The sequence below is a fragment of the Kribbella sp. NPDC003505 genome (assembly GCF_040610875.1).
GTDB lineage: Bacteria > Actinomycetota > Actinomycetes > Propionibacteriales > Kribbellaceae > Kribbella.
The window spans coordinates 394908-408636 of the sequence record NZ_JBEXNA010000007.1; the positions used below are offsets into that span (position 1 = coordinate 394908).

The following is a 13729-nucleotide window of genomic DNA, read 5'->3' on the forward strand; positions in this document are numbered from 1 at the left end:
TTCACGGGAATTGACCGTCAACGGGCCGTTTCACCCTGAGCAACGATGGTCTATTGACACCTAAAACACACGCTTCTACGGTGCATTAACGCTACCGTTAACGTTCACGGTCGCATCCCTCTTCCCTGGGAGGCACCATGCAGTCGCTGAGCCGTGCCCTCACCGTCCTGGCCGAGCTCAATCGGGAGGACCGCCCGTACGGCGTCACCGAACTGGCCGTCACCGTCGGCCTGCACAAGAGCACCGTCCACCGCATCCTCGCGACGTTCTGCGCGCACGGCCTGGCCGCACGCGTCGACGACCATCGCTACACAGCCCGCGACGGCCTCGCCGCCCTCCGCCCGGCCATGCGGCGTCCGGCGTCACCGGAGCACTCGCTGGCCGAGCTGGGAGCCCGCCTCGGTCGCCTGGTCGTGCTGGCGAAGCCGCTGCCGAAGAGCGCCGGCCTGGTGCTCCAGGTCGCCGACGTCGCAGGCGGCGGCGCTCGTGAGAGCGGCGACTACGCGCTTCCGCCGCGCGGCAGTGCGACGGTGGCCGGGACGCGGCTCGGCGGCTCCGCCCCGACCGTGAGCGTCGCCGGCCGCTCACCGGTTCGGCCCGGTCATGCCGTCTCGCTGCGGCGCAGCGCGCTCGGCCGCGCGTACCTTTCCGCGCTACCGGTCGACCAGGTGACCGGCACGCCTGATCTGCTGGACGCCTTGCAGCGGATCCGGATGTCCGGTTTCGCCCACAACTCGCGGCCGGTCGCGTCGCTGCCGCGGATGGTCGCCGTCCCGGTCCGCGGCGCCGACGGCTCCTGCGCCGGCGCGCTCGGCGCCGAGCTGATCCAGCCGGGGTCCGTCGACGAGGTGCGGCGCGTGGTCTCCGTGCTGCGGAGCGGCGTCTGATGGCGGCGTACGTCGTCCGGCGGTTGTTCTTCTCGCTCTTCGTCCTGTGGGGCGCCGTCACGATCATCTTCGTCGTGCTGCGGCTCGTCCCCGGCGACCCGGCGTACATCATGCTCGGGCCGGACGCCGACCAGGCGCAGGTGGCCGCCTTGCGCGCGCAACTCGGGCTCGACCAGTCCCTGATCCAGCAGTACGCGACGTACCTGGCGAACGTCGTGCACCTGGACTTCGGCGAGTCTTTCCGGCTGAACGCGGACTCGATGAGCCTTGTCCTGCAACGGGTCCCGGCCACCATCCAGCTGGCGACCACCGCGTTGCTGCTGTCGCTGCTGATCGGTCTGCCGCTCGGCGTCATCGCGGCGTTGCGTGCGCACAGCTGGGTGGACCGGGCGATCTCGGTGTTCTCGCTGATGGGCCAGTCGACGCCGTCGTTCTGGCTGGGGATCGTGCTGATCCTGGTGTTCGCCCGCGGGCTGAAGATGTTGCCGAGTGCGGGATCCGGGACGTGGGCGCACCTGGTGCTGCCGACGATCACCCTCGCGCTGCCGTTCCTGGCGATCCTGGTCCGGCTGACGCGCAGCGGGCTGCTCGAGGTGGTGCACGAGGGCTACGTGCAGACCGCGCGGGCAAAGGGGCTCGGCGAGGGAATCGTGGTCCTCGTACACGCACTGCGGAACGCGCTGATCCCGATCGTGACCGTCGTCGGGCTGCAGTTCGGCGCGCTGCTCGGCGGCACGGTGATCGTCGAGACGGTGTTCGCGTGGCCGGGCGTCGGCCGGTTGCTGATCGACTCGATCGGGCGCCGCGACTACGGCGTCGTGCAGGCCTCGATCTTGCTGGTGGCAACGATCTTCGTGGTGATCAATCTGCTCGTCGACCTCCTGTACGGCTTCTTGGACCCGCGGGTCCGTCTGGCTGGTGACTGACCTTGACTGTCGAGCTCTCCGTGCGGGCCCCCGTGGTCGCGCGCCGTCGTACCAGGGCCGGATCGGCCCGGATCCGGTTCGGGATCGCGGTGATCGCGGTGTACGTCGTGGCCGCCGCGATCGGGCCGTGGCTGTTCCGGTACGACCCGGTCGGTACCCGCACCGCGGACCGGCTGAAGCCGCCGTTCACGCGGCTGTCCGACGGGTCGTTCGCGATCTTCGGCACCGATCAGGTCGGGCAGGACCTGTTCGCGCAGATGTTGCAGGGGGCAAGGATCTCGATCGCGGTCGGGCTGGCCACGCTGGTGCTGGCCGGGACGATCGGGGTCACGATCGGTCTCGCGGCCGGGTACTTCGGCGGCTGGCTGGACGGCGTCCTGATGCGGCTCGCCGACATCCAGCTGGCGTTTCCGTCGATCCTGCTGGCGATCTTCATCGCGGCGCTGCTCGGCCCGTCGGTGGTGAACGTGGTGATCGTGCTCGCGGTGGCGAACTGGGTGACGTTCGCGCGGGTCGCCCGCGGTCAGGCGCTGGCGACCCGGCGGCGGGAGTTCGTCGACGCGTCCCGGACGCTCGGCGCCGGCACCTGGCGGCTGGTCACGCGGTGCGTCCTGCCGGCCTGCGTCGCGCCGGTGCTGGTCGTCGCGACGGTCGAGATCGGGCACGTGATCCTGGCCGAGGCGTCGCTGAGCTTCCTCGGTCTCGGGACCCCGGCCTCGACGCCCAGTTGGGGCGTGACGATCGCGAACGGCCGCAACTACCTGGCCGACGCGTGGTGGATCTCGACGATCCCAGGGATCGCGCTGGCCTTCCTGGTGATCTCGCTCGGCGTGCTCGGCGACGCGCTCCGGGACCGGTACGACCCGCGGCTGAGGAGTCTGTGATGACGTTGCTGAGTGTCCGCGACCTGCGGGTCGAGTTCGCCACGTCCGGCGGGGTGGTGACCGCGGTCGACGGTGCGTCGTTCGACGTCGACGCCGGCGAGACCGTTGCGCTGCTGGGGGAGTCGGGCAGCGGGAAGAGCGTGACCGCCCAGGCGCTGCTCGGGATCGTGCCGAAACCGGCCGGGCGGGTCTGCGGCGGGTCGATCTCGTACGACGGCCGCGACCTGCTGGCGCCCGGAGCGGCGAAGGGGCTGCGCGGGCGGGAGATCGCGATGGTCTTCCAGGACCCGTTGAGCTCGCTGAACCCGGTCTTCCGGGTGGGCGCGCAGATCGGCGAGATGTTCCGGCGGCATCGCGGCGCGTCCCGGCGCGAGGCGCGGGCGGCGGCGCTGGACCTGATGAAGCGGGTCGGGATCCCGGCGGCGTCGAAGCGGCTGGACGACTACCCGCACCAGTTCTCCGGAGGGATGCGGCAGCGGGTGATGATCGCGATGGCACTCGCGCTGTCGCCGCGGCTGCTGATCGCGGACGAGCCGACGACCGCGCTCGACGTCACCGTACAGGCGCAGATCATGCAGCTCCTCACCCGGTTGCAGTCCGAGGAAGGCATGTCCCTCGTCCTCATCACCCACGACCTCGGCGTGGTCGCCGACGTCGCCGACCGGGTGGTCCTGATGTACGCCGGCCGCGTGGTCGAGACGGGCCCGCTCCGCGAGGTCTACGAGCACAGCGCCCACCCGTACACGTCGGGCCTGATGGCGTCGGTCCCCGCCCTCGACGGCCCCCGCGATCGCCTCGTCCCCATCCAGGGATCCCCACCAGACCTGCTGTCCCTCCCCTCCGGCTGCTCCTTCCGCCCCCGCTGCCGGTACGCCGACGCCGTGTGCGCCGACGTCGAACCCGACCTGCGCCAACTACCCGGCCGTCCCACCCATCGAGCCGCCTGCCACCACCCGGAAGGAGCCCTCACCCATGCCCACTGAGTCTCCTTTGCTGTCCGTACGGGACCTGCAGACCTCCTTCCCGATGCGGTCCTCGGTGTTGCGGCGGACCGTGGGGCAGATCCAGGCCGTCGCGGGGGTGTCCTTCGACATCCCGGCCGGCGGGACGCTGGGGCTGGTGGGGGAGTCGGGGTCGGGGAAGTCGACCGTGGCGCGGACCGTCATCGGGCTGGAGAAGGCGCGGTCGGGAAGCATCGTCTTCGACGGCGAGGAACTGACCTCGTTACCCAAGGCATCCATGCGCCGGGTCCGCCGCCAGCTGCAGATGATCTTCCAGGACCCGTACGCGTCGCTCAACCCGCGCGCGACCGTCGAGCAGATCATCGCCGAGGCCTGGCAGATCCACCCCGACGTCGTCCCCCGGAACCGGCATCGCGCCGAGGTCCGCGACCTGCTCGAACGCGTCGGCCTGAACCCCGACCACGCGCAGCGGTACCCGCACCAGTTCTCCGGCGGCCAGCGGCAGCGGATCGGCATCGCCCGCGCGCTCGCCCTCCGCCCGAAGCTGGTGATCTGCGACGAGGCGGTCTCCGCGCTCGACGTCTCCGTCCAGGCCCAGGTCCTGAACCTGCTCGAGGACCTGCGCCGCGACCTCGGCCTCGCGTACCTGTTCATCGCCCACGACCTGTCCGTCGTCCGGCACATCTCGGACCGGGTTGCGGTGATGTACCTCGGGCGGATCGTCGAGACCGCGTCCCAGGACGAGCTGTTCACCCGCCCGCTGCACCCGTACACACAGGCGCTGCTGTCCGCCGTACCGGACCCGAAGCCGTGGGACAAACCCGCCCGCGAGCAGATCGTCATCGGCGGCGACGTCCCGTCGCCCGCGGAACCGCCGTCCGGGTGCGGCTTCCGGACCCGCTGCTGGAAGGCCGAGGACCGCTGCGCGCAAGAGATCCCCGAGCTGACCGCCCGGCTCGACCTGCACCCCGCCGCCTGCCACTTCGCGGCCGAATTCGCCGGAGCCGCCCGATGACCGAACTCGTCCTCCTCCGGCACGGCGAGTCCGTGTGGAACGCCGAACACCGGTACCAAGGCCAACAGGGCACGGGTCTCAGCGCTCGCGGGCGGCAGCAGGCGAAACAGGCCGCGGACCACCTGCAGTCGTTCGAGTTCGACGCGATCGTCGCCAGCGATCTCCGGCGCGTGACCGAGACACTGCAGCCGTACCTCGACACCCTCGACCAGCCGTCCGTCCGCATCGACCGACGCTGGCGGGAGATCGACGTCGGCACCTGGGGCGGACGGACCTTCGCCGACGTGTACGCCGACGAGCCGGACGTCGTGGACGCCTTCGCCCGGGGCGAAGACGTTGCCCGCGGCGGCGGGGAGACCTTCGCGCAGCTGCGGGCGCGCGTGTGGGAGGCGGCAACGGAGCTCGCCGATCACGCAGCCACGGCCGGCGGCGCGGGGGTCGGGGTTGATGCGGACTCGGGGGCGCGGGTCGGCGGGCGGGTGCGGCGGGTGCTGGTGGTGACGCACGGCGGGCCGATCCGAGTCGCGGCGGCATCGGCGCTGCAGCTGCCGCCAGGCGCCGAGATGTTGCTGGACCCGCCCGTGAACTGCTCGCTCACCATCCTGCGCCACGACGGACTCGTGGCGTACAACGTGCCGACCGGGACGGACCGATGACCTTCACGTTCGTGACCATGACCTACAACCTGTGGGCCGACTTCCACCTCGAACAGCGCCGGGACGCGATCGCCGGCCTGTTCACGACCCGCCCGCCGGACCTGCTCGCCGTACAGGAGCTCCGGCCCGTCACGCGCAAGCTGCTCGACGACGTCCTGCCCGATCACGACCGCGTGGACGGGAGCGCGGGCTGGGAGACGCAGAGCAATCTGTGGTGGCGGCGTGACCTGTTCACGTACGTCGAGCACGGCGCCGAGGACGTCGGCATCCTTTCGCCCGACGCGCACCTGTTCTGGGTCCGGTTGCGTACGCCGGACGGAGCCGAGCTGGTCTTCAGTACGGCGCACCTCACCTGGCCCGGCCACCCGGACGAGCGGACCGACCACGTCAACCGCCGGATCGCCCAGGCCCGCGCGATCGGGGAGGCCCTGGAACGGCTGGCCGGCCAGAACGCCTGCCTGTTCACCGTCGACATCAACGACATCGGCCCACCGCAGTGGGAACTCGGCAACGCCGGGTTCCTGGACAGCTTCACCGCCCTCGGCCGGCACTCACCGGTGACCCATCCGGTGGTGCCGACGGTTGCGACCGGTCCGATCGGGACCCGGTTGTCACCGCTCGCCTCACCCCCCAAGGCGATCGACTGGATCTTCGCCCGCGGCCCGCTCGCCGCCCGGTCCAGTGAGGTCGTCGACTTCTTCCACGACGGCCGCGCCCCCTCCGACCACCATCCGGTCGTCGCCACCTACACGCTTTGAGGAGAAACCCCTGTGCTGAGGAAGCGATTCGCGGCGGCGCTCGGCGCCGTCGCCCTGGCCGCGGTGGCCGCCTGCTCGCCGGCCAGTGAGCCGAGCAGCGGCGAACAGGTCCTGCGGTACGCGCCGGCGATGTTCCCGGTGTCGCTGGACACCCACAAGTACGCCGGTGAGGAGGCCGTGCAGACCGCGATTCAGCAGATCATGGAGCCGCTGGTCCGCGTCGACGACGGCAAGATCGTGCCGGTGCTGGCCACGTCGTGGGAGAACCCCGACCCGACGACGTGGGTGTTCAAGCTCCGCTCCGGCGTGAAGTTCTCCGACGGTACGCCGTTCACCGCGAAGGACGTGGTCGCGTCGTACGAACGGCACAAGAAGCTCGACGGACCGCTGGTGCCGCTGTACTCCACGGTGACGTCGTTCGCGGCCACCGACGACCAGACCGTGACGGTGAAGACCAGCAAACCGCTCGGCACGCTGCTCAGCTCACTGACGCTGCTGTTCATCGGGCCGGCCGCCAAGATCGACACCGACGGGTTCTTCAACAAGCCGATCGGGACCGGGCCGTTCACGGTCACCGCGTTCCAGCCCGACGAGAAGCTCGAGCTCGCCGCGAACCCGACGTACTGGGACGGCGCCCCGAAGCTGAACAAGCTGGAGTTCGTCAACATCCCTGAGGTCGCCGGGCGGATCACCGGACTGGAGAACGGCGAGGTCGACGTGCTGACGCAGATCCCGCCGGACCAGGTCGGTTCGGTGCAGGGCAGCGACCGGATCACGTACTCGACGACGCCGAGCTGGACGTACTACTTCGACTGGTTCAACTCCAACCGCAAGCCGTTCACCGACAAGCGGGTCCGGCAGGCGATGTGGCACGCGCTCAACCTCGAAGGCACCGTGAAGGACCTGTTCGGCGATCTCGCCTCGGTCGCGCAGGCGCCGCTCGCCCAGGGCGTGATCGGCGCGCCGAAGCTGTCGCCGTACACGTACGACCCGGCGAAGGCGAAGCAGCTGCTGACCGAGGCCGGGTACCCGAACGGCTTCACCACGTCGATGCAGTGGCCGCTCGAAGGCGGGCCGAACATCCGCGCGCTGGCGCAGGCGATGATCTCGGACTGGGCGAAGATCGGCGTCACGGTCAAGCCGCTGGAGAAGGAACGCGCGCAGTGGCTGGAGGACTTCGGCAAGCTCAACTGGGACATGAACCTGCAGACCAACGTGACCGGCACCGGCGACGCCGACTACACACTGGCCCGCCTGTACGTGTGCACCGCGAAGCGCAACGGCTACTGCAACCCGGCGCTCGACAAGCTGCTCCTCGAGGCCCGCTCGTCGGTCGACCAGGCGGCCCGTCCGAAGCTCTACCAGCAGGCCGGCCAGACGATCTGGGACGACGCCGTCGGCATCTTCCCCGCCGAGCTCGCGTCCAACGCCGCCGTCCGCTCCCGCGTCCAGGGCTTCGTGATGCCGCCGAGCGGCCGCCCGCTGTTCGCAAAGGTGAGTGTCGCCGGTAGCTGATCCCGGACCGCCATCACTCACCAACTGCCTCCGCCCGTGCGAGCTCACGCTCCCGCGGGCGGAGTCGCGCGTCGGCCGGACGAGTTGGTGGGTGATGGAGGTCCGCCCCGACCTTCCACCCAGATCGAACTGCTGCAGCCGATCCGTTCGTGGCCTTGGGCAACCAAATGTGCGGTCGCCTCGCGGGCCGCGGGCCGCGGGCCGGGTGTCGACGAGTACGACGTCGCTGTCGCGTCCGGGCAGCGGCCGGTCCACCGCGACGTACGGCGTACCGCGCGCTGCGAGTTTCGCGACCGAGGACGCCGGGCCGCTCGGGGACAGGATGACGCCCGCGACCCGTTCCTGGATGGCAATGTCGACGTAGCGGCTCTCCTTCTCCGCGCTCTCGTCGGAGTTGCACAGCACGACCGAGTACCCGAGCTCGTCGGCAGCCCGCCGTACCCGCACCGGGAGGTCCGGGTCGACCGTCGGCTAGCCGTTGAGGGTGACGGTCGCCGTCGACACCCCGGCGGGTGCTGCCACGTCCCTGACAGTCGGCACTCTGGCTCCCTTCCTGACCGACCAGTATGCCGGGGCGAGTAATGGACTACCCAGACGTCTGCCGTGCACTTAACGTACGTAACCTCGGAGCATGACCAGTGACGTGAGAGGATCACCCGCGTGACTGCCTTGCCGAGTGTTTCGTACTCCATCACCGTTCGCCTCGAGGTGCCCGCCGGCGGCTCGACGGTGAGCAAGCTGACGACCGCGGTCGAGCAGGCCGGCGGTCTGGTCACCGCGCTCGACGTGACCGCGTCCGGCCACGAGCGGCTGCGGATCGACGTCACCTGTGCGGCGGCCGACACCGAGCACGCGGGCCGCCTGGTCGAGGCGATGCGCGCCGTGCCGGGCGTCGAGATCGCCCGGGTCTCGGACCGGACCTTCCTGATGCACCTCGGCGGCAAGATCTCGATGGAGGCCAAGCACCCGATCCGCAACCGCGACGACCTGTCGATGATCTACACGCCGGGTGTCGCGCGGGTCTGCCTGGCGATCGCGAACAACCCCGACGACGCGCGCCGGCTGACCATCAAGCGCAACAGCGTCGCGGTCGTCACCGACGGCTCGGCCGTCCTCGGCCTGGGCAACATCGGCCCGAAGGCCGCGCTGCCGGTGATGGAGGGCAAGGCCGCGCTGTTCAAGCGGTTCGCCGGCATCGACGCCTGGCCGCTGTGCCTGGACACCCAGGACCCGGACGAGATCGTCTCGATCGTCAAGGCGATCGCGCCGGGCTTCGCCGGGATCAACCTGGAGGACATCTCCGCGCCGCGCTGCTTCGAGATCGAGGCCCGGCTGCGCGAGGAGCTCGACATCCCGGTCTTCCACGACGACCAGCACGGTACGGCGGTGGTCGTCGTCGGCGCGCTGTACAACGCGCTTCGCGTGGTGGGCAAGGACATCAGCAACGTGCGGGTCGTGCTGTCCGGCGCCGGCGCCGCCGGTACGGCGATCCTGAAGCTGCTGCTCGCGGCCGGCGTGAAGGACACCTGCGTCGCCGACATCGGCGGAGTCATCCACCCGGAGCGCGACGGGCTGTCGCCGGAGCTGCGCTGGATCGCGGAGAACACCAACGCCGCCAAGTACAGCGGCGACCTGAAGGGTGCGCTGGCCGGCGCGGACGTGTTCATCGGCGTCTCCGCGCCGAACATCCTGACCGGCGCCGACATCGCCACCATGAACGAGGACGCGATCGTGTTCGCGCTGGCGAACCCGGTGCCCGAGGTCGACCCGGCCGAGGCCGGCGAGCACGCCGCCGTGGTCGCCACCGGCCGCAGTGACTACCCGAACCAGATCAACAACGTGCTGGTCTTCCCGGGGGTCTTCCGCGGTCTGCTCGACGCGCAGTCGTCCAAGGTGTCGGTGGACATGGAGCTGGCCGCCGCGCGCGCCCTGGCCGGCGTGGTGACCGACGACGAGCTGAACGCCAGCTATATCGTGCCGAGCGTCTTCCACCCGGAGGTGCACACGATGGTGGCCCACGCCGTTCGTGAGGCGGCCGGCGGCAAGGCTCCGGCCCACGAGAGCTATCCGGACGACGCTCCCGCGCTGTGAGTACGGTGGACAGGTGACTTCTACGCTGACGGGGTCGGCCACCGGGTCGCAGGTCCGGATCTGGGCCTGGCGGATCGCCTTCGTCGCGGCGGTGGCGCTCCAGTTGTACGGCGTCTACGCGCCGCGCGAGGCCGGTCCGCACGTCGGGCTGCCGCAGGTGGACAAGATCGCGCACTGCTTCCTGTTCGCGGCGGTGGCGTTCACCGGTCTCAAGGTCGGTGTGCCGGCGCGCTGGCTGCTCGGAGCTCTCGTCGCGAACGCGGTGGTCAGCGAGCTGGTGCAGCACTGGCTGCTGCCGCAGCGCGACGGCGACCCGTTCGACGCCTTGGCCGACCTGGTCGGGGTCGCGCTGGGCGCTTGGCTGGGGTCACGGGCGACCCGTCGTACGCCATGATGGAGGTATGACGGTCTCGACCCTGACCGGTTCGCTGCTGGTGGCGACCCCGTTGCTCGACGAGCCGCCCTTCCGCCGGTCGGTGATCCTGCTGCTGGATCACGACGACGACGGCGCACTCGGGGTGGTGGTGAACCGCGCCGCCGACCTGTCCGTGGACCAGGTGCTGCCGAACTGGTCGTCCGCCGTCGACGAGCCCGGCGTGCTGTTCATGGGCGGCCCGGTCGGCACCGACAGTGCACTCGCGGTCGCAGAGGTCATCGACACCACCGACCCGCCCGGCTGGCGGGAGTGCTTCGGCCGGATCGGGCTGATCGACCTCGACGTACCGCCGGCGCTGCTGGAGGGCGCGATCACCCGGATGCGCATCTTCGCCGGCTATGCCGGCTGGTCCAGCGGCCAGCTCGAGGGCGAGATCGCCGAGGGCGCCTGGTACGTGGTCGAATCCGACCCCGAGGACGTCTTCGGCCACGACCCCGAGACCCTCTGGCGCCGGGTCCTCCGCCGCCAGAACGACCAGATGGCCTACCTGGCCACCTACCCCGACGACCCGACCCTCAACTAACCCCTTCCGGGGGACTTTCCGGGGGACTACTCGTCGCCGCCCTGGTCGTCGTCGCCGGGGTTGAGGGAGTCCCAGATCTCCTTGCACTCCGGGCAGACCGGGAAGCGCTGCGGGTCGCGGCTCGGGACCCAGACCTTGCCGCAGAGGGCGACGACGGGGGTGCCCATCACCATCGCCTCGGTCAGCTTGTCCTTCGGCACGTAGTGCGAGAACCGCTCGTGATCGCCAGGCTCGGCCGGCGACGTCTGCGTCCGCTCGTCGACAACCGTCTCCGCGCCGGGGGTCAGCTGTGTGCTCATACCCCCGAGTGTAGGACGCATCACCAGCAGACCAGGAACTTTTCCACAGCTCGGGGAATCCCGGGGAATCCAGGGGCAGATCACGGCACCTTCTCTGCCGTGACCGACCAAAGGAGGCACTATGAGTCTCGTGGAACCCATCCCGACCCAACCCGCGGTGCCCTGGCAGCCCTTCGGACCGCTGACAAGGGCCGATCTCGATCGGATGCCCGATGACGGGCACCGGTACGAGCTCATCGACGGGGCGTTGCTCGTGACCCCGGCCCCGGCCATCCGGCACCAGATCATCGCCAGCAACGTCAACGACATCCTCAAGCGTGCCTGCCCGGCCGAGCTACTGGTGCTGTTCGCGCCGGTCGACGTGGTCCTGGCAACGGACACCGTGCTGCAACCTGACCTGGTAGTTGCTGCGCGCGAGGACTTCGGCGAGCAGGACCTGCCGGTCGCACCCTTGCTGGCGGTCGAGGTGCTGTCGCCGAGCACGCGGCGCTTCGACTTGATGGTGAAGTTCTCGCGGCTCGAGGCAGCTGGTTGCCAGGCGTACTGGGTGGTGGATCCCGACACGCCGAGCCTGATCGCCTGGGAACTGCAGGACGGCGCATTTGTGCAGGTCGCGAAGGTGACCGGCGACGAAGCGGCGCACCTGACGAGTCCGTACGACGTGACGGTGGTGCCTGCCGATCTGATCTCGTAACGGATCTCGGGTAACCTTCCTGCCCGGCACATTGTCGACCTTCGGGGGAGTAGCTGTCTGTGGATTCGCACGTGCCGGCCAACCCTGCTGTCCTGCCACCGGCCTATCCGGATCGGGCAGCGTGGGGCACCGCGAGCAAGCTGCGAGCCTGGCAGGCCGAGGCGCTCCAGCTGTACCTGGACAACAACCCGCGGGACTTCCTCGCGGTGGCGACGCCGGGCGCGGGCAAGACGACGTTCGCGCTGACGGTGGCCGCCGAGCTGCTGCACCGGCGGCAGATCGAGCGGGTCACCGTGGTGACGCCGACCGAGCACCTCAAGGTGCAGTGGGCCGACGCCGCGGACCGGGCCGGCATCTCGATCGATCCCGCGTTCGCCGGGCGCCGCGGCAAGACCAACAAGGACTTCCAGGGCGTCGCGGTGACGTATGCCGGCGTCGCGGTGAATCCGCTGGCGTTCCGGGTCCGGACCGAGCGGTTCAAGACCCTGGTGATCCTGGACGAGGTGCACCACGGCGGTGACGCGCTGAGTTGGGGCGACGGCGTCCGCGAGGCGTTCGAGCCCGCGGCCCGCCGGCTCTGCCTGACCGGGACGCCGTTCCGCAGCGACGACAACCCGATCCCCTTCGTGACGTACGAGGAGGGTCACGACGGCGTCGCCCGGAGCAAGGCCGACTACACGTACGGGTACGGGCACGCGCTGCGCGACCACGTCGTCCGCCCGGTGATCTTCATGTCGTACTCGGGCGAGATGCGCTGGCGGACCAAGGCCGGTGACGAGATCGCCGCGCGGCTGGGCGAGCCACTCACCAAGGACCTGACCGCGCAGGCGCTGCGGACCGCGCTGGACCCGGCCGGCGAGTGGATGGGCGCGGTGCTGGCGGCCGCGGACAAGCGGCTGACCGAGGTGCGGCGGCACATGCCGGACGCCGGCGCTCTGGTCATCTCGGGCGACCAGAACACGGCCCGCGCGTACGCGAAGACGCTGCGCGAGCTCACCGGCGAGGCGCCGACCGTCGTGCTGTCGGACGAGAAGGCCGCGAGCAAGAAGATCGCGAAGTTCTCCGAGGACAACTCCCGGTGGATGGTCGCCGTGCGGATGGTGTCCGAGGGCGTCGACGTGCCGCGGCTGGCGGTCGGTGTGTATGCGACGCCGACGTCGACGCCGCTGTTCTTCGCCCAGGCCGTCGGCCGGTTCGTGCGGGCCCGCAAGCGCGGCGAGACGGCGTCGGTGTTCGTGCCGTCGGTGACCCGGCTGCTCGGATTCGCGGCCGAGATGGAGGTCGAGCGCGACCACGTCCTCGGCCGGAAGAACACGAACGAGGACGGCGACATCTTCGCCCTCGAGGACGACCTGCTGAAGCAGGCCAACCAGGCCGAGGGCGCCAGTGACGAGCTCGAGGGCAACTTCGAGGCGCTCGGGTCGGACGCGAGCTTCGACCGGGTGGTGTTCGACGGCGGCGACTACGGGACCGGCGGCGAGAACGCGTCCGACGAGGAGCTGGACTTCCTCGGTCTGCCGGGCCTGCTGGAGCCCGACCAGGTGCGGGAGCTGCTGCACAAACGCCAGCAGAAGTCGCTGGCGGCGCAGAAGAAGTCCTCGCGGTCCACGAGTGACCGCCAGGATCCGACGCCGACCGAGCTGGCCACCCACGAGCAGATCGCGCTGCTCCGCCGCGAGCTGAACGGTCTGGTCGCCGCCTGGCACCACCGCACCGGCCAGCCGCACGGCGTGATCCACAACGACCTGCGCCGCAAGCTCGGCGGTCCGGCTGCCGCGCACGCCTCCTCGATCCAGCTGAAGGAACGCATCGAGCTGATCCGCGACTGGGCGACCCAGCGCCGCGCCTGACCTCTCCCACGCGACCGAACCAACTCCCGCACCGCCATTTGCCTGGCAGACCAGCCAAATGCTGGGTTCTGCACCGTGAGTTTGGGTGCAGAACCCAGGAGTTCAGTGGTCAACCAGTCAAATTCGCCGGTCCGCCAGTCAAATTCGTCGGTCCGCCAGGCAAGGGGAGAGCGTCGCCATGCGGGTGTTTCCGTCGATGGCGAAGTGTTGACGTGCTGCGACCAGTGCTGCAA

At 70.1% G+C, this 13729-nt stretch carries 15 protein-coding genes; 14 read left to right on the plus strand and 1 reads right to left on the minus strand.

All coding sequences use genetic code 11. From position 1 onward, the window contains the following. The first annotated feature begins 137 nt into the window (after positions 1–137). From ABZX12_RS25890 to ABZX12_RS25945, 12 genes are all read left to right on the plus strand, one after another. Positions 138–887, plus strand: coding sequence for a helix-turn-helix domain-containing protein (locus ABZX12_RS25890; protein WP_355697106.1), 750 nt, complete (start codon positions 138–140; stop codon positions 885–887). Beyond that, positions 887–1813, plus strand: a complete 927-nt coding sequence (gene nikB / locus ABZX12_RS25895; RefSeq protein ID WP_355697107.1) for a nickel ABC transporter permease — start codon at positions 887–889, stop codon at positions 1811–1813. The genes ABZX12_RS25890 and nikB overlap by 1 nt, the downstream gene beginning before the upstream one ends. A gap of 2 nt (positions 1814–1815) precedes the next feature. Continuing rightward, positions 1816–2697: an ABC transporter permease gene (locus ABZX12_RS25900; protein WP_355697109.1), complete on the plus strand. Its 882-nt coding sequence runs from the start codon at positions 1816–1818 to the stop codon at positions 2695–2697. After that, complete coding sequence (locus ABZX12_RS25905) at positions 2697–3680, plus strand: ABC transporter ATP-binding protein (protein ID WP_355697111.1); 984 nt, start codon at positions 2697–2699, stop codon at positions 3678–3680. The genes ABZX12_RS25900 and ABZX12_RS25905 overlap by 1 nt, the downstream gene beginning before the upstream one ends. Continuing rightward, a complete protein-coding gene (locus ABZX12_RS25910; RefSeq protein ID WP_355697113.1) occupies positions 3670–4674 on the plus strand; it encodes an oligopeptide/dipeptide ABC transporter ATP-binding protein in 1005 nt (334 codons plus the stop codon). The genes ABZX12_RS25905 and ABZX12_RS25910 overlap by 11 nt, the downstream gene beginning before the upstream one ends. After that, positions 4671–5330, plus strand: a complete 660-nt coding sequence (locus ABZX12_RS25915) for a histidine phosphatase family protein (protein WP_355697115.1) — start codon at positions 4671–4673, stop codon at positions 5328–5330. The genes ABZX12_RS25910 and ABZX12_RS25915 overlap by 4 nt, the downstream gene beginning before the upstream one ends. Next, positions 5327–6088 (plus strand): endonuclease/exonuclease/phosphatase family protein, encoded by a 762-nt coding sequence (locus tag ABZX12_RS25920; protein WP_355697117.1) that lies wholly within the window; start codon positions 5327–5329, stop codon positions 6086–6088. Before ABZX12_RS25915 ends, ABZX12_RS25920 begins: the two co-directional genes overlap by 4 nt. A gap of 12 nt (positions 6089–6100) precedes the next feature. Further along, the gene (locus ABZX12_RS25925) at positions 6101–7603 is read left to right on the plus strand and encodes an ABC transporter substrate-binding protein (protein WP_355697119.1); all 1503 of its coding nucleotides are present in this window, start codon (positions 6101–6103) and stop codon (positions 7601–7603) included. Positions 7604–7772: 169 nt separating this feature from the next. Next, positions 7773–7967 carry a hypothetical protein gene (locus ABZX12_RS25930; protein ID WP_355697121.1) on the plus strand — a complete coding sequence of 65 codons (195 nt, stop codon included), beginning with the start codon at positions 7773–7775 and terminating at the stop codon, positions 7965–7967. A gap of 296 nt (positions 7968–8263) precedes the next feature. Continuing rightward, positions 8264–9694, plus strand: coding sequence for an NAD-dependent malic enzyme (locus tag ABZX12_RS25935; protein WP_355697123.1), 1431 nt, complete (start codon positions 8264–8266; stop codon positions 9692–9694). 13 nt (positions 9695–9707) lie between these two features. Then, positions 9708–10088, plus strand: coding sequence for a VanZ family protein (locus ABZX12_RS25940; protein WP_355697125.1), 381 nt, complete (start codon positions 9708–9710; stop codon positions 10086–10088). A gap of 7 nt (positions 10089–10095) precedes the next feature. Continuing rightward, positions 10096–10653, plus strand: a complete 558-nt coding sequence (locus ABZX12_RS25945) for a YqgE/AlgH family protein (RefSeq protein ID WP_355697126.1) — start codon at positions 10096–10098, stop codon at positions 10651–10653. 26 nt (positions 10654–10679) lie between these two features. On the opposite strand, the gene ABZX12_RS25950 is transcribed toward ABZX12_RS25945, so the two are convergent. Then, complete coding sequence (locus ABZX12_RS25950; RefSeq protein WP_355472882.1) at positions 10680–10952, minus strand: DUF3039 domain-containing protein; 273 nt, start codon at positions 10950–10952, stop codon at positions 10680–10682. A 121-nt stretch (positions 10953–11073) separates the two neighbouring features. On the opposite strand from ABZX12_RS25950, the gene ABZX12_RS25955 reads away from it, so the two are divergent. Both ABZX12_RS25955 and ABZX12_RS25960 read left to right on the plus strand, forming a co-directional pair. Continuing rightward, positions 11074–11646, plus strand: coding sequence for a Uma2 family endonuclease (locus ABZX12_RS25955; protein ID WP_355697128.1), 573 nt, complete (start codon positions 11074–11076; stop codon positions 11644–11646). A gap of 59 nt (positions 11647–11705) precedes the next feature. Next, on the plus strand, positions 11706–13496 hold the full coding sequence (locus ABZX12_RS25960) for a DEAD/DEAH box helicase (protein ID WP_355697130.1): 1791 nt from the start codon (positions 11706–11708) through the stop codon (positions 13494–13496). Positions 13497–13729 lie beyond the last annotated feature (233 nt).